The sequence below is a fragment of the Lysinibacillus sp. FSL W7-1291 genome, from assembly GCF_038593415.1.
In the GTDB taxonomy this organism is placed as follows: Bacteria; Bacillota; Bacilli; order Bacillales_A; family Planococcaceae; genus Lysinibacillus; species Lysinibacillus fusiformis_D.
Window position 1 is genome coordinate 3,199,262 of the sequence record NZ_CP151994.1, and the last position, 21,826, is coordinate 3,221,087.

Here is a 21,826-nt window from a genome sequence, read left to right on the forward strand (position 1 = left end):
TGCTTGTCTACTAGCACAAGCAGGTCTTTTTTATTCAAAAAATTAACGGACAATTAGCACATCACATAGAGCATAGCGCACTACTTTCTCTGCAACAGATCCTAACATCATTTTCTCCATACGATTTAACCCCGTTGCACCACAGACAATTAAGTCCACATTCGGTAATTGCGTTAAAATACCTTTTGGTGAGCCTGCTTCTACTACAGATTCCACGGTTTTGACTCCTGTCTGCAATGCCTCTTTTTCCAACTGTTCCATTTTTACAACGTTTTCTTTCTTTAGTTCCTCCGCATATTTCAAATCATATGCAGATACCGCTCCAAATGATTTTGTATCAATGACGTTCACTAATTGCAAAATAGCATTATGTTGCATGGCTAAGTGACTTGCTCGATCCAATGCTTTTAATGATTGTTCCGAGAAATCAATTGCCACTGCGATTTTAAGATAATTAGCCAATGTTAGTCCTCCCCATTCCTTATACCCTTCTATGTCTTCACAAATAGTATATCACAATGGTATCCGATATAGTTTATCGTCCTGTGACTGTGGGCTTCCTCGACCATCTGTATTATTGCTAATAAAATAAAGAAATGCGTCATCCACAAAGACATCACGAATTCTTCCAAACTCCGACAATCGTTCAATATATTTGTTTTCTTTCACAGCAAACGCTAACACTGCACTACCTCTTAAAGCTGCGACATATAATTGATCATCCATCATATCAATGCCAGATGGTGCCCACGTTTTAGAAGTACCTGATGTAAAGAGAGGTGTGATCATACCTTGCTGTTTCTTTGTTCCTTCAATATCGGGCCATCCATAATTCTTCCCCTTCTCGATTATATTAATTTCATCGTTTGCGGCATTGCCATGCTCACTGGCATACATCGTACCATCTGTTGCCCAGGTCAAGCCCTGTGGATTTCGATGTCCATAGCTGTATACATAGGACTGTGGAAAAGGATTATCGTTCGGTATGGAGCCATCCAAATTGATGCGTAAAATTTTTCCCTCTAGAGCATCTAAATTTTGTGCTAAGGAAGGTTGCGTCGCATCACCTACTGTTGCATACAGTTTACCATCAGGCCCTATTTTTAAACGACCACCATGATGATATGTACCACTCTTTATCCGATCTATGATAAGATCCGTTTCTAACCACTTATTATCGTTCAAGGTTAATGTAACAATTCTATTAAACTGCTCGCTTCCTTCAACATACGTATAATAAGCAAAGGCAATCTGTTTGTCTGAAAAATTAGGTGCTAATACAAACCCCAATAAACCAGCTTCTGGCGCTGTTGAAAGCTCCTTATCGAGGATGACCTGTTGCCTGTCAACTGCTCCTCCTTCCTCAATTTTCACAATACTACCAGGCCTTTCTGCTACATAAAAAACAGTACCATTTTTTTGAATCGACCATGGTGTTTGCAATTGATTTGCTAGTATTTCTACTGTTGAATTTATTGAAGGAGCCATGCGCGTTTCCTCTTTTTCTAAACCTCCGTCACTCTTGTCCTTAGGTGGCACGCAAGCAACACATAAAACCATTACTAGCAGTAATAGTGGCATGATACATTTCATTGTTGTTCACCCTTTCATTTTTAATGCATTAAGAAAATAGAAAAAGACGCCCCTAGACGTCTCTTAGTGTTGAAAAACAAAACGATCTATAGAAATTTTGTGAAAGGTAAAAATAGATTTCCGTTGCAGGCTACTTGCTTTCCTGTGGGCGAGCGCCGAGCCGCTTCCTCCGCTACCGCTCCGTGCAGGGGCTCGCCTGTCTCGCTATCCCACGGGAGTCAAGTAGCCTTCCACTCCAATCCATAAAGATGTTTCTTTTTAACAAAGGTTTTCAAATAAAGCGAAGGTGTTCCCTACTCTTTATGAAGAGGTGTTGTCACGCATCACTTCTCCACATTGAAAATAAGGAGCTTTCCTTTCTCTCATCAGGCAAATAAGGAGCGATTTTGATCGTGACGGCTCGTATGAAAGAGAAAGAAAAGCCACTTTTGCCAAATGGTTGATTGAAGTGGAGCCAGCGTCACTCCTAGGGGATTTAGCGTCACAGCTGAGACCCTGGAGCGAACGGAAGTGAGTGAAGCGGCTCAGCGGACGCCCCCTGGAAAGGACGCTGGCGGAACGGAAATCAACCCCTCGCTAAAAGTTCTTTTTCTGCTATTGACATGATCTTATTTCAACAACATGAGACGTCCCCTAGACGTCTCTTTTATTACCTTTTATACCTTCAAAAGTGATTATTTCACCAAATGCTTTTGTTTTCGCTAACACATCAAGATACGCTTCTTTTCGATGGATGAGTCTTTCTTGTTGCAATTTCTGATGGGAATGTTGAAAATCATCTATAGCTATTTTGTCCATAAACTCACCTCTTCTAGTAGTGTACGTTAACACTATTATAATGTTGGAAAATTCTTACGACAATTCTATTTCTATTTTTGATTACAAGTTCCCAATAATAAAAAGGAAAAAAGGCATATAATTTTAGCCATTAGCTATTCAAATTTATCTAGCTAATGCATAAAAAAAGGTAGCACTTTTTCTTCAACAGCTTGTTCGCCTGCTTGAATCCATCTACTTTTATCGTGAATATACCCGTCCTTATCAAGCGGAGTTTGGAATTGACTAACACCAGTTGCATCAAGTAAAGACCCCTCATCATAATCTAGACCTATATTCTCAACATGCTTAATGACAAATGGTTTTTGAAAACGAATTTGGGCATCCTCATTATCAAGTTCCCCTGATGTTACGATAAAGGGAACACGCAAATAAATAGTTTCCCCTGCCTCTTTCCATAATATCGAATCGAAGCTTCCTTTATAATACTCCCAATTCCCACCAATCGTAAAACCTCGATTGGCAATTTTATCACGTAAATAGCCGAAACCAATCTCTTTTCCAACAATTTTTGAATCAAATTGTAGCAATTTGTATTCTCCTCCTTTCACTCGATAAAAGTCTAACCTAAAAGGTGGCATTACAAACTAGTTATGATGTAATTATGATTGCCAAAAAAGTCTCGAAACTTTTTTAAATCAAAGTTTCGAGACTTTTGTAAGTTGTTTATAAAGGCACTGAAATCTTTCGATGCAAAACATATTTAGCAGCTTCTACATACTCTGTGGCAGCCCTTTGACTGACTGCGGCTGTTGGAGCAATACTTTCAAAGCCATGATAGCAACCTGGGTATAAGTGGAATTCGACATCTACTCCAGCCTGACATAGCTTTGTCACATATTGTAAAGTCTCGTCACGGAATGGATCTAATTGACCAACACATGTATACGTAAACGGTAATCCTGATAAATCATCTGCTCTAGCTGCTGCGGCATATGGTGACACATTGTCGCTGCCGTTCTCTCCACTCAAATACATTTCCCAGCCTTTTTGATTGAGCGAGTGGTTCCAGATCATATGTCCCGTAATTTCCAATGAAGATGGTGTGTTATTCCGATCATCTATCATTGGATATAGAGGCATTTGGAAACTAAGCTTTGGATAATTACGATCTCGAGTAAGTAATGCGAGTGCAGCTGTGAGACCTCCTCCAGCACTTGCTCCAGCAATTCCTAAACGACTGGGATCAATCCCTAATTCGTCCGCATGATCTGCTACCCATTTTAACGCAGCATAACAATCTTCAAGAGGTGCTGGATAAGGATGTTCAGGAGCAAGTCGATAGTCTACAGATACAACCACACACTTCGCTTCATTAACAAAGCGCTGACAAAGCAAATCATCTCCTTCTGGAGCACCTAAGACATAGCCGCCGCCATGAATCCATAGTAGCCCTGGGGAAATTTCTTTCTGCTCTTTTGACTTATAAATACGAATGCGAAGAGAATCGTTGTCATCAGGCCCTTGAATCACTTTATTTTCAACTGTTATCTGTTCATCTATCGGAGCTGGCACAGCAACGGCTGCCATTCCTTCTCTTGTTGCCTGTACATTATCTAAATCTAATGGGGGGAAAATTGCTAACGTTTCTCTTAGTTCTGAATCAATACGATGTTCCATTAAAATTCTTCCTTTCTTATTTAAAATATTTTTTACGATGTTAAACCGCCATCAATTGGTACGACAGCGCCATTCACATAAGAGGCTTCCTCCGAAATTAAGAAAGCGATTACATTTGCGATTTCAGAAGCATCTGCTAATCTTCTTAGGGGGCCGTTTTCCTCTGGACTGGACGTTAAGCCCTTTGTCATATTAGTCATTACACCACCTGGACAAATAGCATTTACTCGTATACCGCTAGGACCATATTCAATGGCAGCAGTTCTAGTTAACCCAATAACACCGTGCTTACTAGCAGCATAGCCGCCTAAATAGGGTTGTCCTTGTATTCCTGCCGCTGAAGAAGTATTCACGATGACACCTGACTGTTGTTGCTCCATCTCTTTTAATACATATTTTAAGCCTAAAAAAGTTCCTTTTAGATTGACCGAAATGACGTTATCAAATGTCTCTTCCTCTAAATCTGCTAGTAAAGATGGCGGGCTTAACACACCTGCATTATTGATGAACGCATCAATTCTACCAAACGCTTCTTTTGCAGCCTCCACATATTTCTTCACGTCTTGGCTTTTAGAAACATCTGCGTGGACAAAGATAGCCTGTTGTTGATGTTCCTTCACAGCGTGTAGTGTGTCTTGACCACTTTTCTCATCAAAATCTACTAATACTAATGCCTTGTCCTGTGTGGCTAGTAATTTTGCTGTTTCTCTCCCTATACCATTTCCTGCACCTGTAATAATGACTACTTGTTGTCCCATATTGATATATGCTCCTCTCTTGCAAACTATGATATTGGTTTTAATCTCATTAATTTAAAGCCTTCATAATTATTTTGAGCCACCTCATGACAATGCTTTGTATAATAATCAAATCCGCCCAGATAAATTAAAAAACTGCGGGGTTTACCTTCAATATTAGCTCCCGTATACCAGGAATCACCTTTGACGTAAAGTGTTGTGTTAGCAATCTCTCGACAATGCTTGCTCCAAGCTTCCTCGGCTTCTTTATTTGGTTCCACAAGGTCAATGTCATGCTCACGCAAGTAATCGATACATTGTGCAATCCATTCTACATGCTGCTCAATAGCGATTGGCATATTCACGAGGACAGATGGACTTTCTGGACCAGTAATCATAAATAAATTAGGAAAACCTGCTGTTGTTAGTCCGAGATATGTTTGAACAGAAGCACCATCCTCCCATTTTTCCTTTAATGTCTCACCGTTCCTTCCCCTTATATCAATTTTAAATAATGGTCCTGTCATGCCATCATAGCCTGTTGCAAAAATGATACGATCTAAATCGTAATGTTCATCCGTCGTTTGAATACCTGTTTCTGTTATTTTTTTGATAGGTGATTCTTTTACATCCACCAGTACAACATTCTCCCTGTTGTAGGCTTCAAAATAATCACTATCTAAAACCTGTCTTTTCGTGCCATACATATACTTCGGACATAATTTTTCTGCTACCACAGGGTCTTTCACAATTTGTCGTATTTTAGAGCGAATAAATTCCGCTGCTTTTTCATTGGATTGTTCATTTGTTAACAGATCATCATAAGTGGCTGCGAAGGCAAAACCACCTTGTGCCCAAGCTTTCTCAAAAACCGCCATCCTTTTATCATCACTATCCTCCATTGCAGATTGCTGATTTTGTGCAAAAGGTGTACCTGATATAGAATTTCTCATCGACTGCTTTAAAGCTTCGAAATTTTGCTTGGTTTCTTTGATAAAGTTCTCATCATATGGATGATTACGAGCCGGAATCGTATATTGTGGTGTCCGTTGAAATACAGTAAGCTGCTCTGCTTCTTTCGCAATTACAGGTATGGCTTGAATACCACTGGAGCCTGTCCCGATAATTCCTACTCGTTTCCCTGTAAAATCAACCTTTTCATGTGGCCAATGCCCCGTGTGATACCAATTTCCGCTAAACTGTTGCAGTCCATGAATGTTAGGAACATTGGCAGCAGACAGACAGCCTATTCCTGTAATAAAATACTTAGCTAAGATGTGCTGTCCGTCGTTTAGATAAACAATCCATTTATGACGTTCCTCATCAAAATGTGCTGCAGTGACCCTTGTATTAAATTGGATATCCGTTCGCAATTGAAAGCGATCTGCCACGTAATTTAAATAACGTAATATTTCCGCTTGTTCTGGAAATCTAGATGTCCAAGTCCATTCTTCATACAACTCTTTTGAAAATGTATAGTTATAATAGATGCTTTCTATATCACATCTAGCGCCCGGATAACGATTCCAATACCAAACACCGCCTACACCATCTCCAGCCTCGCATACAATGGTAGAAAAACCTTTACTCCTCAGCTGATGTAACATATACAAGCCTGCAAAGCCAGCGCCTAAAACAACTGCATCCACCTCTTTAATTGTTTGGCTACTCATCCACTACACCCCTCACTCCAATAAATTATTAAATACAAATACAAGAAAATACTGGATTTCCTTAGCTTAAATACTACAACTTACAGAAAATATTGAAAATTCCTTATTTTAAGCGTAGTATATACTTAAAAAAGGGGATAGGTCATGTCCAATCTTTATACCATTCAAAAACGTTTCGACACGGTACAAAGTTATGCCAATCATGAAGAGCTGTTGATACATATTTTGCAGGTATATTTAGATTCTTTTCCTATCAAAGATGCCTACTTATTAAGGTATTCTCCAATAGGCTTTGTAGCTGAAGGAATCATTTTTTTGAATGAATCTGGAGGTAGTCATATCGGTGAAATTCGAGAGGAGATTCGTAGCTTCCCTATTATTTATGCTGCTATTGAGGATAAGAAGGCTAAATTTTGTACAGGAATGGATTATTTAAAAAATATAAGTATTAAATATTCTATTCCCTCACAAAATAATTCATTTTTAATCATTCCCATCTTCATTGGTCAATATGTTTTCGGCTATATTTGTAGTACACAATTGGAAGAAGAAATCGCTATAAATGAAAATCTATTGGATGACATGACAGCTTTTGGAAATGTTATTGGTCAGCTTATCATGCAAGCTAGAAATAGCAAAAAGGAAGACCTTCTTAGCAAACGTGAGCTGGAGGTGATGAGGCAGGTAGCACAGGGGGGAAGTACGAAGGAAATTGCAGATTTTATGGATTTAAGTGAATTAACTATTACCCAATATGTCAAATCTGCTATCAAAAAATTACATGCCAGAAATCGTTCTCATGCCATTAGCATTCTTTATCAAGAGGGAATTATTCTATAATAATTCAGGGGGAGCATGCAACTCCCCTCGATTACTACACAAGTATGCTCTGCATCCATTGCATAATGCAACAATTTTCTTAGACTCAAATGTCTTCGCTTTAACAACTTTATTACCCCCAGTAGGCCCTCATTAAATCTATTGACCATGCTGGCTGTTGAACATCCTTTTTAGGTAAAAACTCTTTCATCACAGGCTTTATATCTAGTATAGGTGTGCCATCAATGGCATCTAGCCCTTGGACGATTAATGCTCTTGGTTTGACCTCTAATAACTCAACGATTGTACTTCCTAATTTATTGGGTCTATTCTTACCCCTTTGCGCGAAAATGCCGACCTCGGGATAATTTTGATTATTTCTAGGATGTCTCGCCTCATATTGGATCTGATCGTCTGTAACTTTATCAAAATAAAAAATAATTTCTAGATGAGAAAAATCTCCTATTCCTTTTAAGGATGCCTCCTGGATATGATCAGCAAGTTCAATAGTTGAAATAATCTCTCCCCAATAATCATCTTTGATCATTTGCCGATTGTTATAAACTGTAGCGATTGATTGAACGATATATTGCATGTCTTTTATCTCCCATCGTTTCGAATGTTTAATAATACGGACTTTAATTCCAGTATATACAAAATAGACAAAAAAAGATGATTAACCTCGTTAATCACCTGACGTCCCATAATCTTTAATGGTTACATTCACTTCACATGTGATTGGAACCTCACTAAATGTTTGATCCCAATCTTTTTTTATTTTTTGCCATACCTTTGGATAATCTATTCTTATTTTATTGCCAAATCCAGCAACATCCGTTTGAAATTCATGTTGCGTTTTTTCCAAAACCTTCTTCACTAATCGTTCAATCTCTTTTTCAAATACTTTCTCCGCTTTTTTCAAAAATCGATTGTCAAATGCCTTATCTGATAGGACCCAATGTTCAGAGATTCTACCCTCTGTTTGAATTTTTATGGTAAAAGAGATTTGATCGTCCTTTATGAGAGGAATAATTTTACTTTTAGCTGAAATAATTTCATAGATAATGGGTGCCCCTGACTCCTCATCAAAGCCTTTGACTAAACCACCTTTCCCTTCGCCTGTTATCCATGCAATTCCTTCCAAGTCACTTTCATTTAAAAAGCCACGCAACTTTTTCGTTTTGCCTTCAATGACAGCAGCTCCTGCAAACCTTACTTCCCCATCTTCCGCTAACACATTTTGCAATAAAAAGCTTGAGTCTGAATAGAGCTTTCCTTCTAACTTGGCAACGGTCATCGGTGGTAAAATCTTAGTCGTCCTTTCATGCCCCTCCATCATTTCCACTAATTGAAAAGCTGGAATTTTCGTTGGTTCATTCGTTTCAAGTGCCTGACTTGCACGATTTTGAGCAATAAGGAGCAGGCCACTCGGTCGTATTTCTAATTCTCTTAGAAAAAAATCTAGTGTTTGTTGAAGATTGACGGTACTGGCTAAATCTTCCCCAATAATAATCACTTTGGAATGTTCAGCAAAGGAGCGTTTATCAACTTTTAGAAGCATATTTCGTAATGTTGGCAACACCGCATCGCCCGTTTCAGTGACATTTTTATATGCTTTTTCAGGTAAGGTACCCTCTTTCGTTCCAGAAACTGTTGTCTCTGATGTAATGAATTGATTGGTAATTGTTAGCAGATCCCTATTTGCATATCTAGCATCTTGTTGCTCCTCAGAAGATACATCACCTGTTTCTAAATCCAATGATGTGCCTACAATAATACCTAAATCCTCAATCTCTTTACTACTCCAGCAACCAGTAAGAAGAAAGGATACAGTCATTAATAGAAGGTATCGGATATATTGATGTTTTCGCTTCATGCTTTATTTCCTCTCCATTTCGATATAAGGAGTAAAATTATAGGTACGGCACCAAATAAAATTAGTGCAGCATGGCCAATCTTATCGCCAAATGTAAAAAGATCATTAATATTTTTTGGCGTCATCGCAATGATATAAATAATCGGTAATAATCCGTATAAGAAAGGATTCATACTTTTCTTAAAAAGTTGAGCTAATCCTAAAGCAGCTGCATAATAGGTAATCGAGAAGGTAGCAAATATTTGCATAATCCAGATGACCAGTAAAAACGACTCAAAGCGTTCAAAAATTAATCCAGGAATTTCAAAACTTCGCATCAATTCAATCGTGGGCCATGTCCTTGTCATAACCCCTTCAATGGATAAAGCTCCAATAACCATAACAACTGTAATAACATAAAAAAGTAAAGGAATCGTTATGCCCACTAGTACAACCTTTACAGCTTTTGTTTTATCTGATGGATACATAAATGCTACTATAAGCAGCATAATTTCAGGACCTAAAAATGCCAGTGTCGCTGTTTTGATCCCCTTTAACATGGGTACAACACCCAAACCTAATACTGGTCTAAGATTATCGATTTCAAAGATTCCTAAGCTTAAAAAGGCCACGAGCAAAAAAATCACAAAGGTTATAGGGAAAATGATTTCAAACAAACGAGCAATTGTATTGATGCCACCACTAATCAAATAAATCCCTACCCACAAAAAGGGCAAAATGATAGCCCATGTAGGTGTTCCTTCTAATAAGAAGAGAGAGGTTACTTCAGCCATTATGCGAACCTCAAAAGCAGAAATGGTAAAAAAGTAGACAATTACACATATACTTATGAATGAGCCCAACCATTTCCCTATAATATCTTGATTGTATTGATAAAATGTTTTGTCAGGATATTGTTGGCTTAGCTTGACAATAATTACGCCCGCAATCATGGCAACAACTCCACCTAAAAAAACACTAATCCATACATCCGGCGTTTTTACTTTTTCTACAGATGCACGAGGTAAGGTAAGAATTCCAGTGGCAAGAATATAGTTAATAATAATAACAACTGCTTGTGATGTCGTTATTTTATCTTTTAAAGTGCTGTTCAAGGCTGTTTTTCTCCTTTCCTCTTATTTCCCTTTGCGGATAGAATCTTTTGGCTTTAATAATCTCGGACGATGTTTCATCACCCTGAACGGCATACGAACCATAAAGTCTTTCCAGTCACCTGCTCTATACGGAACAGTAGGACTAAGATATGGTACGCCGAAGCTCTTTAGTTTCACTAAATGACTGCAAAGGAATAAGAAAAATAGGATGATGCCATATAGTCCAAATAAAGCAGCAGAAAACATTGAGACAAATCGCAGCATTCGTAGCGTGATGCCAGCATTATATTGAGGAATAGCAAAGGAAGAAATCGCCGTTAGTGCAACAACAATAACCATAATTGGACTAACAATTCCTGCCTGTACTGCTGCTTCTCCAATGACAAGCCCCCCAACAATTCCCATTGTCGGACCAATCGGCTTAGGCAAGCGAAGGCCCGCTTCTCGTAGTATTTCAATGGCAACCTCCATAATGAGAGCTTCGATTAATGCTGGGAAGGGTACCCCTTGCCTTGTCCCCATCATGGACAACGCTAGTTTAGTGGGAATTAACCCCTGATGAAACGACACAAAAGCAATATACAAGGATGGTCCAAATAAAGTGATACCTGCAGCAAAATAACGAAGCAAACGGATAAGAGAGCTAGGCAACCAACGTTCATAATAATCTTCTGGTGATTGCAATAACATATTAAATGTGACAGGTACAATTAAAGCAAAGGGAGTGCCGTCTAATAGAATTGCAACTCGTCCTTCCAGTAAAGCTGCAACAACACGATCAGGACGCTCGGTACTCTGTACTTGCGTAAACGGACTAAGATAATTGTCCTCAATCAATTGCTCAATATAACCTGATTCAGCTACATCATCCAAATTGATTGTTTCAATCCGTTTCCTCACCTCTTTGACGAGATCAGGTTCCACAATTTCATCTATATAGGCTAAGACTAACTGTTTTTTTATTCGCTCCCCCACTTCCATTTCAATAATAGATAAATGTTGGTTTTCACCATGTTGCCTCAATAAAGAAGTATTGACACTTAATTTTTCCGTGAAGCCCACCCTTGGTCCACGTACCAATGCTTCAGAAACAGGCTCCTCAAGATTTCGAGTCTTTCCATGTGCGGTACCAATGATAAATACACTCGGTATACCGTCAACAATTAATACAGTAGAGCCAGTTAATACTTTTCCCACGGAATTCATGACATTCGATTCATCTATAAGATCACTCACTGGTAGGATTTCATTTGCAATCAATTGTTGTAATTCATAACCTCTTATCAACGTGGAACTTTCTGAAAGTCCATTCATTAATGATTTTAAAATATGCTTGTCAATCAGCTCTTTATCGCATAACCCTTTAAGAAAAACGATGGCTGCACGATTACCAGTATTTCCAATGTGAAATTCTCTGAAATGGATATCCCAATTATGACCAAGTTCTTTCCTCATTAGTAAGAGATCTTCACTGTAATTACCTGTAAATTGCTCTAACGTTTTTTGAATAGGTTTATGCACCGTCTCACTTTGATCACTATATTCTTTTATATCAATCTTGCCGTTGCCCTTTTTGACAATAAAAAAACCATTAAACAATTTGAAAATCAAATATGGAATGAAAAATGCTAAAAAGCCCTGAAAAAAAACTTGCCAATGCGGCACATAGGAAATCACCTTTTCCCACATATTGATCACCCTCTTTAGTACAATCGTACAGAGTATCCCTACATGTTTTTAGCATTATCTAAGCAACGGCATTTTAAACTTCTAATCCCCAACATTCTTCACAAAACAAGACATCTGATCTTTGATAGTCATAAAAAAACCAGCCTCAAATAATTTGAGAACTGGTATTAATAAATTGTTGTAGTATTGGATAAGTTGACTTGTCTTTCCTAAGTATTCTTCAATATCGATTCTACTTACTTTCTAAATCCAATTTTCTTTAACGACATTGATTTCATGCGTTATGAGCAGGACTCCCCATTCCCCTCTCATGCCTTATTTCCACCTTTAATGTTTAGGATAAATGAAATCTATTAAATAGGATATGGTATACTAGCTACTATGAAAAATTAGAAGGTGAAATTTATGCTAGAAGTCAGTGAAAGTAAATTAGCACAATATAGTCTACATTTTGTGAGCGAAACACTTATTTTAGGAGAAGAAGCCTTGTCTCAACCCGAAGTCATGCTAGAAGCAGCCTTTACACAGCTTGCATTTAGTAAAATAGATATGGAGCAGCAATACGAATTTTTCCATGAAACCAATATTGAGCTTAATGAAGTTTTTACGTATTCTAAGGCTATTTTTGAACAGAACAGTAACTTTCTAGAACAGTCACAAAATATGGCTAGGCACTTACATAGTGTCTCACAACATCCAAACATCAAAAGCGGTGAACTGTTTATTGGTTTGTTCGAAAATTGTTTACTATTGAATGAAGCTAAAAAAGTTATTGCCATTGTCAAAATTGATGAAAAAGAAATATTTTTAGATGTAAAAAATGACCACAATCAAATGATTATCAACGGCGTTGATGGTATTAACGTCAAGAAAATAAATAATATGGCTATCATTGTTGATATGGGACCAGATCAAGCACCTGCTGTGTTTATGAAAACGAAACGTAAAGAAGATATTGTTTATTGGCAAGAACGATTTTTAAAAATTAAAGCAGCAGATGAACATTATCATAAAACGGATTTAGCATTAGCTGAATGTAAAAAATACATCTTAAAGGAAGAAAATTATACAAACACGGAGAAGCTGGGACTTCTGAATAAAACACTAGATTATTTTAGAAATGAAGAGGAGTTTCAAGTAAACCATTATATCGACACCGTATTTGAGCAAGCAGATGCTAGCCAAAAAGATATCATCATCAACTCAGTCAAACCCTATGAAACAGTCATTTCGGACAGTGCTTTAGAAAAGGCTGAGAAGAAGTATAAACGTAAAATCAAACTGGATGCCAACATTGAAATACAAGTAAATATTCAACATATCGATCAAATAGATGAGCTGATTGAAGTTGGCTATGATGAGGCAACGAATCGTAAATTCTATAAAATCTATTTCCAGGATGAACAGTAGAAAAGGCATTCACTTTTTATGAAAGCTGATTTAACATAAACAGATAAAAAATAATCATTCCCATTTCAGACTACCCGCTTTCCTGTGGATTGGCGTTAAGCTACTTCCTTCGCTATCTCTACGTGCAGGGTCTCAAAAAGGCTCGCTTACCCACTGGAATCGGTAGACTTTCACTATAGTCAGTAGTAGTGGAACATTTTAAACATTAGAATTCAATTGATGTTCATCAGAAAGTGCTCCTAAAGCTAACAATTAGGAGCACAAAGCTAAAACCATCATACTCTGCACTAATGCCTTCGTTACTCGTGCAATTCCAAGGACGTACTAGGTCGTAACGGAAAACGCTCCTCCCCTTGCAGAATAGTAACGTTCAGTTCTCTTTCTCCCTATAGAAAACACTTTCGTCATGTCCTTGTACATATACTCCTTCCTTCAATCTAAATAAGACCCAATCTTTTGTGTAAGTTGTACTGTAAATAATGGCTATTTTTCAAAGCAATCGGGTACTAAAAAAGAGAGGGCATGTCTTGAACTCCGCTCTTTTGATTTCTTTAAAAATTTTTAAAAAAGATAAAACCTTTTCAATTGGTAAAACGTCTAATTATTGGTAACACAAGTTAACCTAAAGGAGAATTGATAAACATGAAAAAACCTGTTAAAAAAACATGGCTACTGGCTTCAGCACTAACACTAGGAATGGCTGTATTAACACCGCTGCAAGCTGGTGCAACATCTGTGGAAACAACAAATAATGTCATAATGCAAATAGAACAAAAAATACAAGGTACCGTTAAATATTTTGGTGGTGATGGCCTTACTATCAAAGGTACAGATGGCAAAAATTATTATATTGGGTTACACAAATTCTCTGATCAGCAAATCGAGCAATTGAAGCTAGTGGAAGGACAGGAAATTTCAGTTGAAGGTAGCATTATAGAGGATTACTCGGACTTCTATACCTTTGATGTGTACAAAAAATCACTACCTAAGGGCGTAACGAAAGAAGAGTTAATCCAATTAGAAAAACTCTTTCATGACATGAAAAAAGCAGGAAAAGAAGAGAATTATGAGGAAATGGAACGTCTCTATCAAGCGATGGATAACATCACAAGACCCTATGAATTAGCAAACTGGCAACCTGAGCCGTTTGAAGAATTTATCAATGAAGCAGCCTTTACTGAAAAGAACATTGTTATTAAAGCTCAAGATAAAGAGCAGTTGAAAACTCTTTATACAGAATGGATAAAATTCACAAAAGAAGATAAAACGGAAATGGCACAAGAAAAAATAGATAAAATTTACACGATCCTTGAGCCGTATCACCAAGAGCTGTATCCGCCACTAACGTTTGAGCAATACATGGCGGACATGGAAGTAGATTTGACAAAAGAGGAACTCACAGAGTTAAAATCTATCTATGATGAAGCTCAAAAAGCAGATAAAGATAAAAACGAAGAGTTATCAATGAAGCTTTGGGATCAATTCTACGAAAAGTTGAACTCACATTTTAAATATGAACAAATTTCCTTTGAAGAATATATGGCTGATATTGAATTCGAAATTAGTCAATCGGATTACACAAAATTAAAACAACACTATGAAAAAGCTGTTACCCTTGAGAAAGATGGGGAAGAAGAAAAAGCTGGTGAGCAATGGGAAGCCTTCTATAAAATTTTAGATCCTTATTATGAGGCCAATAAAGATATTCTCATCTCTGCATCTAAACTCATAATTAATGGGCAAGATTTACTTCCAGAGCAAACTAAATAAATTTTATTGGGGCTCTCCTATTGATATAGGAGTAGCTCTTTTTGAGTTTTCTGATGTGACAAAATTGTCATGTTATCCCTCGAATAGTCATGCTAATCGATGGTTTGACCATATTTTGGTTGTTATAGTAATCCATGTTGTAACAAATATATTTCATTCTAAGGAGAAAACAACATGACACGATTAATGAAAAAATCGATGATGATTGCTGTAATATTGATCTTTTATATTTTGATACCCAAATTAGTACAGGCTGCATCAAATGATACAATTAGGAAAATTGATCAATTTATTGAGGAACAGCAAACCATTAGCGAAATCCCAGGCCTTTCGGTAATCATTGTTGATAAAGGGAAAACGGTATATCAAAAGGGCTTTGGTTTTGCAGATATGAAAACAAAAACGCCTGTCACTTCTCATACCCTTTTTGAGCTAGGCTCCACCTCTAAAGCATTTACGGCGCTTGCTATTCTGCAATTAGAAAATCAAGGTTTGTTAAAACGCTCTGATAATGTTCAAAAATATATCCCTTGGTTATCATTAGCCTATAAAGGGGAGGAACAGGTCATGACAATTCAGCAGTTATTGTCACATACAAGCGGAATTCCCTCTAATTCAATTACTCGTATTCCAGAAAGCACGGCTGATAACGCCCTTGAGCTAACGGTCAAAACATTACTGGATCATCCATTAAATCGCAAACCAGGTAGCTCCTTTGAATATGCAACGATTAATTATGATGTCTTAGGACTAATTATTGAGCATGTTTCGAAACAGCCATTTGATCAATATATCCAGCAAAATATTTTACAACCTATTAACATGGATCAATCTTTTGTAGGGGTTCATCAAGTACAATCTAGTAATATGGCTTCTGGTTATAAAATTGGCCTTATGAGAGAGCAGGCATATATACCACCTGTCTACCGTGGGAATATCCCTGCTGGCTATATCATCAGTAACGCCAATGATATAGCGAGATGGTTGAAATTACAGTTAGGAAACAGCGAAATCTATTCACTCAGTAACAATCTCATTCAAGAATCCCATATTCCCGATCAAACAGTGGAGCCTTTTGATACGAATACTTTTTATGCAAACGGTTGGGCAGTTGTTGAAAAGGACAATAAACCATATATTTACCATGCTGGTGAAAATCCAACCTTTACTTCATATTTCATCATGCAACCAGATGAACAAATAGGCGTAGCTATTTTAGTCAATATGAATACAAGTTTTACAACAGCGATTGGACAAGGGGTCATGGATTTATGGGAAGGCAAAACGATTCAAAATCAACATGTTAGTAGCTATCAAAAGCTAGATAAAATTGTAACAATTATAAGTGCTATCGTCATCGCAATTAGTATTTTCTTCTGTTACCTATTATTTAAAAATATTCAAAGCCTCTATAACAAGCAACGTGGTTTGGCAAAATTAAATTACAAAAGAATATTCCTTTTATCTGTACATTTTGTACTCGCTACTACACTACTGGCCGCGATATTTTTTACGCCCACTATTTTACTCGGTGGCCTAAATTGGACATTTATCAAAGTTTGGGCTCCCACTTCTATTACGATATTGTTGTATAGCACCATTGTGGCAAGTTTCCTCTATTTTTCACTAGGGTTTACACTCATTGCTACAAAAAAGAAAATCTAGATAACGCCTACATTTTCGATGAAGAAAAGAAGGATAGTTCGTCACAATCAATGGATATATTTCACACAATTAAATTATAGATAAGAATTTTATCCATCTATTTTCATTGTAGGTTGAAAATTAAATGGTAGGTCCAAACAGGAAAGGTCACCTCTATACTTTTTAAGATTCTATTCGTAATGCTGAGGAGATGACAGAAGACTTTCACCTGCGCAAATTAAAAAGGCAAAAAGAATGGGTAGTCTTATGAATTGAACGATGAATGGTAAGTTGGTTCGCCCATATTGCACTAACACTAAATAATAATAAAAGCGGCGTTTTTGAAACTTGACATTTATTTTTTTATAAAAGCATCACCGCTTCATTTAAGCTAAAACACTAGCTACAATTCTGGATTGGGTCATTATAGAATAATCAATTAGACGAATACCCCTCTCCTTTCAATATCCCCACATACAATAAATTGAAGAAAGGAGAGGTCACAATGGGATACTTTGGAAACACAGGCGGTTTTAATTGTTGTTACGGAGGCTATAGTCAAGGCTTTGGTCAAGACTATGGCGGAGGTTATTGCATGGACTACGGTAAAAATAATAGTTCCACATTCGTTTTAATTGTTGTTCTATTTATTCTTTTAATTATTGTAGGCGCAACTTTCGTGCAAAAAGAATATTAATATGAATCATCTTTCACTGTAAGAAAACGAATATAAGCTAGTGCCTTCATTATTGGCAACTATTGATCATGTCGTTACTCAGCACCATAACAAAAGGGTCACCTCCAGCTGGTGACCCTTTTGTTATGGTGAGAACATCTTGTTGATGTCATTATAAAACTTGCCTCGTAAAATTTTGTTAGTCCACAATTAGGGAAAAAGCCAGTTCTTTTCCCAGCTTTTCATCGGACTAGGCGTCTTTTTTAAGGAAATGCTATTGTTCTCACTTCAATTTTCGTTAGTTCAATATAACCAATAAGCTAGACATAATTGAATAAAATGATAGAAATTCCAGATGCACAATTCGAGGAAAGTTTTATATTGAAAGATGGCAGAGAAAAATAGAACAGATGGCAAATAAAGTCGCCTGTTTTTCATTTTTCGCTTTTCATCATAAATAAATCTTGCTATCATTTCTTTATTTCCAGCAGGTAAAGTCGTAAAATCGGGGAAAATCTATAGTTTATTGAAGAAATCCGGTAAAAAGGATGAGGTAAATGCATTAGCAGGATTAGGGAAAGTTCAAAAGTTTAATAGCAGAGGAATCTTAATGGATGGAAATTCTAAGACTGGATGGCAACATATTGATAAAAGACATGTGTCAGGAACTGCTGCTACAAAAGGGACAACACTTTTTCCAAAACACCTTGGTGAGGCGAAAATTAAAAATTTAATTATGGAGTCTCTAGAAAAAGGACAATTAGCAAGTGTTAATCCAAAAGATGGTACTATGGTATATAAATATAAACCTAATAAATATGGTATTGATGAAATGACAACAGTTGTGACAGATAATTATGTTATAAAAACTTCTTACCCAACCAGTGGGAAATCAGTCATCACTAAAAAATAATTAAAGGAGAGCACTACATGCGAATAAAATTTAATGTCGATGAAGATATATTCGTTTTAAAAAACGAGGATCTTGGTTATGATTACTATTTCGATAGTTATTTAGAAGTATTAGTTAGTGATGGAGATGTCGAAGAATTACTCTTTTCTACAACTATGCACAGTACTATTGTAATTGAATTAAATGAGTTATTAATACGACTTCATCAAACAAATGAAGTACAAAAATTAGACCCATTTGGAAACGCTAATATTATTAGCTTTGAAAAGAAAGGTCATAATCTCATTATTACGAACTACAGTCAATTATCTGGTAATAATGAATGGGTACATACTTTCGATTTATTCGATTTTACAAGTGCTTATATTAATGAATTAAAGAGATATTTAAATTCTTTGATGGCGGTAGATAGTAATGTAATAAAATATAAAAGTTTTGTATATCTTAAAGAAGGGTTAGACTCATTACAAGCAATTAATTAATAATAATGGAGTAATTCCCTTCCAAAAACAGAGAATCATATGAACTAACCCCATAAAAGTCAGATACTAATTTAAACTTTTATGGGGGTTTTTTTATTCAAGTAGTCTAGCGATACTGCATCTATGATTGAAATTGCGAAAAATAATCTTAAACCTTCTAGCTTTCCTTTAATCAGTTCATTTTTTGTCAAACCAAGCTTTATAGACTGCTTGCTGTAATCTAGTAAGGAGCGAGAATGGAAAGGGTATACTTATCTATTCTCAACTGAGTTTGGTAAAGCTTATCTTCGTTACTCCTTCAGTAGTGATGGGATTATATTATAAAAAAATCCAGATTCGTGTTATCGATTAACGACACACTTTTGCTAATTTATATAAATAGTTATTTAATCAAGAAGCAAGAATGTAAAAACTATTTGATAATTAAAGTTATCTTATAAACATATTGTAAGGCTTTATATACTTGTTCCATCCGTAAAGATTATGGATTTAATTTTATAGTTAAAAGTCATATTCTCAAATGGTAAATTATAAAAGCGCATATCTACATCATTGAATTGATTTAAATCAACAGCAGTATTAAAGTTTGTAGAACCATTTGCAGGAATAACATCCCATTCATATTTCATTGCTGACTTGTATACTAACTCGCCGAACATATCATAAAAATATGTTTCTGCTAAAAATCCTTTAATGTCTTTATCTGTGTGATTTATATATTTCATAATAAAATTTAATTCATATCCATAGACATTATTATCAGTACTAGGATCTCTAGGAATAACATCTTCTAAAACTACTGTCAAAGATGTATTTAAATGATTGTCTTCATCAGTCTCTTCATTAGTGGAAGCTTTCTCGATAGCTAAATTATCTTGATTTGTTGTTACTGCTTTTTCCTCTTGATGTAAAGTCTCTACTTTTTCTTGTTCATTCTCACCTGATTTATCAACACGCTCTTCTTTCTGATTACATGCTGATAGAATTAAAATATACAATAAACATAGTAATAATAACTTTATTTTACTCTTTTCCATAATAATTCCTCCATATATGTATTAATCTATATGGTATCATAATTAGGAAATTCCACTCAATACAAAATAATCATTTTAAGTGTTAATAATATAAATCAAATTAAAAAAATGTCCTTGCAATAAAGCTAAATAACTAGGAAAAGAAAATATGACATCTACATTGCATTTATAAATATAGCTAAGCTACTTTCCCAAAGAATGAACTTATTTTAAACAAGTAAATTTTTCACTATACCTTAGCAAACTTTTTTAATATGTTATTAATCTTAACAAAGCATATTCGTCTACACATATTGTTTTCTCATGAACGTAGCAAACGATATTTAAAATGACTACTATGTTATTTGAAGAAGATTTATTACCATCTAGATGGCTTCACGCTAAATGTTTTTTATCCTCCTTGTCGGAGAGTTGTGTGCCGAACAAAACTATACTATTAGATACTTTTGAGGTAACTGTAGCTACCTTGAAGCTTGATTGCTTCCTATTTTAGGAGATATAAAGATAAGTTGAACAGCCTTGTATTACTCTCATGGCTGGCTCAAACGATCGTCGATTTGGATTACTGTTCGAATAGTTGCTGTCTCTTTTTAACATAGTAAAAAGCACCCAAATAGGAGTGCTTAATACAATAAATAGCTATCTAATTATTTGTTCATACGTTTTCCCTTTTACAGTAATTATCGCTTTAAGCGGCTTCCCATCCTGCTCTACTTGTTCTGGAACGGAAGCTAAAAAATGTAGTGTACCATTTTTCAGAGGTTCAATTGATGTAATATTTGTAAACGTGAAATCTGATCCACCTCGATTTTCTATTGTTGAGAAAGTCTTGTATTCGTATTTTCCATCATAAATAATTTTTACATCTACAAATTCATTAGATGTTTGACCTGTTGTTAGTAAACTTTTTACTAAAATAATTGTATCTAAGTATACTTCCCCCTCCTCTTCATTTTTGTAATATGTATACACAGAACTTGGATTTGGTGGTGAAATTTGTTTACCAAAAATATTGTTGTTAATTGTGATTTCTGCATAATTATCAACTACTAATACATTACCTTTAGTAATCGTCAGAACTTCCTCTACCTCTGGTTCATTTTCTTCATTATTTTCAGATGCCTTAACTTCTTCCTCTGCATTTTTCTCAACAGACTCTTTTGTTTTGTTATCTGAACTGCTGTTTTTATCACTTTGACCACAAGCTACCAATAAAATAGACACCAATAATAATAATCCTAGCTTTTTCATGACAACTCCTCCTGTATATTAGGTGCTCTTCAAGTTACTTATCGTTATTTTCATTTAATTCATCTGGATAAACCATAGTATCAAATACTTCTCCATTTGATTCATCTTTAATATATACTGTGACTTTATAATGTTCAACGTCTGCACCGTTAAATAATTGGTAGTACATGCCTGCTAAAGCAAGCCCAAAGGATGCCAGTGCATCGAAACTACCTTCAAACTTTTCCTTATTTACTGTGAGTGTAAACTCAGAAAAAGATTTGTTATAAGCCACATCATTTATAGAAGCAAAATCTTCACTTGTTTTAAGTTCTTCTACACTTTTTACTATTCTTTCTTTTAATTCCTTCATCATTTTTTTGTGCTCGGATTTAGACATTTTATAAGTTAAAGATCCATCATCATTCTTAATAACTTCCTTAATTCCACTATTTTTTGCCTCCGAAATAATAGAATCTATGTCTTGTCCCTTGTAAAGTGTAGCCGGTATGGTAACTTCAACATTTAAAAGTCCTTTATCCACTTTTAATGTTTCTTCTGATGCTTTTTCAGCACCTTCTTTTTTCTTACCACTCTCATCACCTTGGCTACAAGCTACTAACAAAATACCTAGTAGCAAAATAAGTGGTAAAATAAGCAATTTTTTCATTTATTCAAACTCCCTTCTCCACAAATATACATGGATAATCGAGGTAATTCTATGAT

At 35.9% G+C, this 21,826-nt stretch carries 21 protein-coding genes; 7 read left to right on the forward strand and 14 right to left on the reverse strand.

All coding sequences use genetic code 11. From position 1 onward, the window contains the following. Positions 1-42: 42 nt before the first annotated feature. The 7 genes from NST76_RS15485 to NST76_RS15515 form a co-directional block, all read right to left on the reverse strand. Complete coding sequence (locus NST76_RS15485) at positions 43-462, reverse strand: universal stress protein (RefSeq protein WP_036123932.1); 420 nt, start codon at positions 460-462, stop codon at positions 43-45. 51 nt (positions 463-513) lie between these two features. Further along, positions 514-1,593, reverse strand: a complete 1,080-nt coding sequence (locus NST76_RS15490) for a PQQ-dependent sugar dehydrogenase (RefSeq protein WP_340834793.1) — start codon at positions 1,591-1,593, stop codon at positions 514-516. Positions 1,594-2,226: 633 nt separating this feature from the next. Further along, positions 2,227-2,391 (reverse strand): hypothetical protein, encoded by a 165-nt coding sequence (locus tag NST76_RS15495; RefSeq protein ID WP_186436205.1) that lies wholly within the window; start codon positions 2,389-2,391, stop codon positions 2,227-2,229. Between the two features lie 152 nt (positions 2,392-2,543). Continuing rightward, positions 2,544-2,960 carry a YugN family protein gene (locus tag NST76_RS15500; protein ID WP_036128457.1) on the reverse strand — a complete coding sequence of 139 codons (417 nt, stop codon included), beginning with the start codon at positions 2,958-2,960 and terminating at the stop codon, positions 2,544-2,546. A 136-nt stretch (positions 2,961-3,096) separates the two neighbouring features. Next, positions 3,097-4,050 carry an alpha/beta hydrolase gene (locus tag NST76_RS15505; RefSeq protein WP_058844355.1) on the reverse strand — a complete coding sequence of 318 codons (954 nt, stop codon included), beginning with the start codon at positions 4,048-4,050 and terminating at the stop codon, positions 3,097-3,099. Between the two features lie 32 nt (positions 4,051-4,082). Continuing rightward, complete coding sequence (locus NST76_RS15510) at positions 4,083-4,808, reverse strand: SDR family oxidoreductase (RefSeq protein WP_196243750.1); 726 nt, start codon at positions 4,806-4,808, stop codon at positions 4,083-4,085. A 26-nt stretch (positions 4,809-4,834) separates the two neighbouring features. Next, entirely contained in the window at positions 4,835-6,460 is a 1,626-nt protein-coding gene (locus tag NST76_RS15515; RefSeq protein WP_342544111.1) for an NAD(P)/FAD-dependent oxidoreductase, read from the reverse strand. 144 nt (positions 6,461-6,604) lie between these two features. Here NST76_RS15515 and NST76_RS15520 point away from each other — a divergent pair, with 144 nt between their 5' ends. Then, positions 6,605-7,300, forward strand: coding sequence for a helix-turn-helix transcriptional regulator (locus NST76_RS15520; RefSeq protein ID WP_342544112.1), 696 nt, complete (start codon positions 6,605-6,607; stop codon positions 7,298-7,300). Positions 7,301-7,412: 112 nt separating this feature from the next. Here the strand turns inward: NST76_RS15520 and NST76_RS15525 are convergent, their stop codons facing one another. From NST76_RS15525 to NST76_RS15540, 4 genes are all read right to left on the reverse strand, one after another. Next, entirely contained in the window at positions 7,413-7,874 is a 462-nt protein-coding gene (locus NST76_RS15525; RefSeq protein WP_342544113.1) for an SAM-dependent methyltransferase, read from the reverse strand. A 90-nt stretch (positions 7,875-7,964) separates the two neighbouring features. Further along, complete coding sequence (locus NST76_RS15530; protein WP_036124261.1) at positions 7,965-9,155, reverse strand: Ger(x)C family spore germination protein; 1,191 nt, start codon at positions 9,153-9,155, stop codon at positions 7,965-7,967. Further along, entirely contained in the window at positions 9,152-10,249 is a 1,098-nt protein-coding gene (locus NST76_RS15535) for a spore germination protein (protein WP_342544115.1), read from the reverse strand. The genes NST76_RS15530 and NST76_RS15535 overlap by 4 nt, the downstream gene beginning before the upstream one ends. A gap of 21 nt (positions 10,250-10,270) precedes the next feature. Next, on the reverse strand, positions 10,271-11,938 hold the full coding sequence (locus NST76_RS15540; protein ID WP_036124257.1) for a spore germination protein: 1,668 nt from the start codon (positions 11,936-11,938) through the stop codon (positions 10,271-10,273). Between the two features lie 405 nt (positions 11,939-12,343). Here NST76_RS15540 and NST76_RS15545 point away from each other — a divergent pair, with 405 nt between their 5' ends. The 6 genes from NST76_RS15545 (at position 12,344) to NST76_RS15570 (ending at position 18,833) form a co-directional block, all read left to right on the forward strand. Next, the gene (locus NST76_RS15545) at positions 12,344-13,348 is read left to right on the forward strand and encodes a nucleoid-associated protein (protein ID WP_141904993.1); all 1,005 of its coding nucleotides are present in this window, start codon (positions 12,344-12,346) and stop codon (positions 13,346-13,348) included. A gap of 642 nt (positions 13,349-13,990) precedes the next feature. Beyond that, a complete protein-coding gene (locus NST76_RS15550) occupies positions 13,991-15,118 on the forward strand; it encodes a hypothetical protein (protein ID WP_036124253.1) in 1,128 nt (375 codons plus the stop codon). Positions 15,119-15,292: 174 nt separating this feature from the next. Then, positions 15,293-16,783, forward strand: a complete 1,491-nt coding sequence (locus tag NST76_RS15555; RefSeq protein ID WP_342544116.1) for a serine hydrolase domain-containing protein — start codon at positions 15,293-15,295, stop codon at positions 16,781-16,783. Positions 16,784-17,357: 574 nt separating this feature from the next. After that, positions 17,358-17,459 (forward strand): YjcZ family sporulation protein, encoded by a 102-nt coding sequence (locus NST76_RS15560; protein WP_139149540.1) that lies wholly within the window; start codon positions 17,358-17,360, stop codon positions 17,457-17,459. 505 nt (positions 17,460-17,964) lie between these two features. Then, on the forward strand, positions 17,965-18,351 hold the full coding sequence (locus tag NST76_RS15565; protein WP_089934652.1) for a hypothetical protein: 387 nt from the start codon (positions 17,965-17,967) through the stop codon (positions 18,349-18,351). A gap of 17 nt (positions 18,352-18,368) precedes the next feature. After that, positions 18,369-18,833 carry a hypothetical protein gene (locus NST76_RS15570; RefSeq protein ID WP_036124246.1) on the forward strand — a complete coding sequence of 155 codons (465 nt, stop codon included), beginning with the start codon at positions 18,369-18,371 and terminating at the stop codon, positions 18,831-18,833. 455 nt (positions 18,834-19,288) lie between these two features. Here NST76_RS15570 and NST76_RS15575 read toward each other — a convergent pair whose 3' ends face one another. The 3 genes from NST76_RS15575 to NST76_RS15585 form a co-directional block, all read right to left on the reverse strand. Next, positions 19,289-19,870: a hypothetical protein gene (locus NST76_RS15575; protein ID WP_058844348.1), complete on the reverse strand. Its 582-nt coding sequence runs from the start codon at positions 19,868-19,870 to the stop codon at positions 19,289-19,291. A gap of 639 nt (positions 19,871-20,509) precedes the next feature. Then, entirely contained in the window at positions 20,510-21,121 is a 612-nt protein-coding gene (locus NST76_RS15580) for a hypothetical protein (RefSeq protein WP_036124242.1), read from the reverse strand. Positions 21,122-21,155: 34 nt separating this feature from the next. Continuing rightward, the gene (locus NST76_RS15585) at positions 21,156-21,770 is read right to left on the reverse strand and encodes a hypothetical protein (protein WP_058844346.1); all 615 of its coding nucleotides are present in this window, start codon (positions 21,768-21,770) and stop codon (positions 21,156-21,158) included. Between the last annotated feature and the right edge of the window lie 56 nt (positions 21,771-21,826).

Bases quoted from the DNA above. Each gene is read 5' to 3' on its own strand.
- NST76_RS15490 (WP_340834793.1), bottom strand. From the start codon at position 1,593: ATGAAATGTATCATGCCACTATTACTGCTAGTAATGGTTTTATGTGTT.
- NST76_RS15495 (WP_186436205.1), bottom strand. From the start codon at position 2,391: ATGGACAAAATAGCTATAGATGATTTTCAACATTCCCATCAGAAATTG.
- NST76_RS15515 (WP_342544111.1), bottom strand. From the start codon at position 6,460: ATGAGTAGCCAAACAATTAAAGAGGTGGATGCAGTTGTTTTAGGCGCT.
- NST76_RS15580 (WP_036124242.1), bottom strand. From the start codon at position 21,121: ATGAAAAAGCTAGGATTATTATTATTGGTGTCTATTTTATTGGTAGCT.
- NST76_RS15555 (WP_342544116.1), top strand. From the start codon at position 15,293: ATGACACGATTAATGAAAAAATCGATGATGATTGCTGTAATATTGATC.
- NST76_RS15545 (WP_141904993.1), top strand. From the start codon at position 12,344: ATGCTAGAAGTCAGTGAAAGTAAATTAGCACAATATAGTCTACATTTT.
- NST76_RS15520 (WP_342544112.1), top strand. From the start codon at position 6,605: ATGTCCAATCTTTATACCATTCAAAAACGTTTCGACACGGTACAAAGT.
- NST76_RS15540 (WP_036124257.1), bottom strand. From the start codon at position 11,938: ATGTGGGAAAAGGTGATTTCCTATGTGCCGCATTGGCAAGTTTTTTTT.
- NST76_RS15560 (WP_139149540.1), top strand. From the start codon at position 17,358: ATGGACTACGGTAAAAATAATAGTTCCACATTCGTTTTAATTGTTGTT.
- NST76_RS15510 (WP_196243750.1), bottom strand. From the start codon at position 4,808: ATGGGACAACAAGTAGTCATTATTACAGGTGCAGGAAATGGTATAGGG.
- NST76_RS15530 (WP_036124261.1), bottom strand. From the start codon at position 9,155: ATGAAGCGAAAACATCAATATATCCGATACCTTCTATTAATGACTGTA.
- NST76_RS15585 (WP_058844346.1), bottom strand. From the start codon at position 21,770: ATGAAAAAATTGCTTATTTTACCACTTATTTTGCTACTAGGTATTTTG.
- NST76_RS15550 (WP_036124253.1), top strand. From the start codon at position 13,991: ATGAAAAAACCTGTTAAAAAAACATGGCTACTGGCTTCAGCACTAACA.
- NST76_RS15570 (WP_036124246.1), top strand. From the start codon at position 18,369: ATGCGAATAAAATTTAATGTCGATGAAGATATATTCGTTTTAAAAAAC.
- NST76_RS15525 (WP_342544113.1), bottom strand. From the start codon at position 7,874: ATGCAATATATCGTTCAATCAATCGCTACAGTTTATAACAATCGGCAA.
- NST76_RS15505 (WP_058844355.1), bottom strand. From the start codon at position 4,050: ATGGAACATCGTATTGATTCAGAACTAAGAGAAACGTTAGCAATTTTC.
- NST76_RS15575 (WP_058844348.1), bottom strand. From the start codon at position 19,870: ATGGAAAAGAGTAAAATAAAGTTATTATTACTATGTTTATTGTATATT.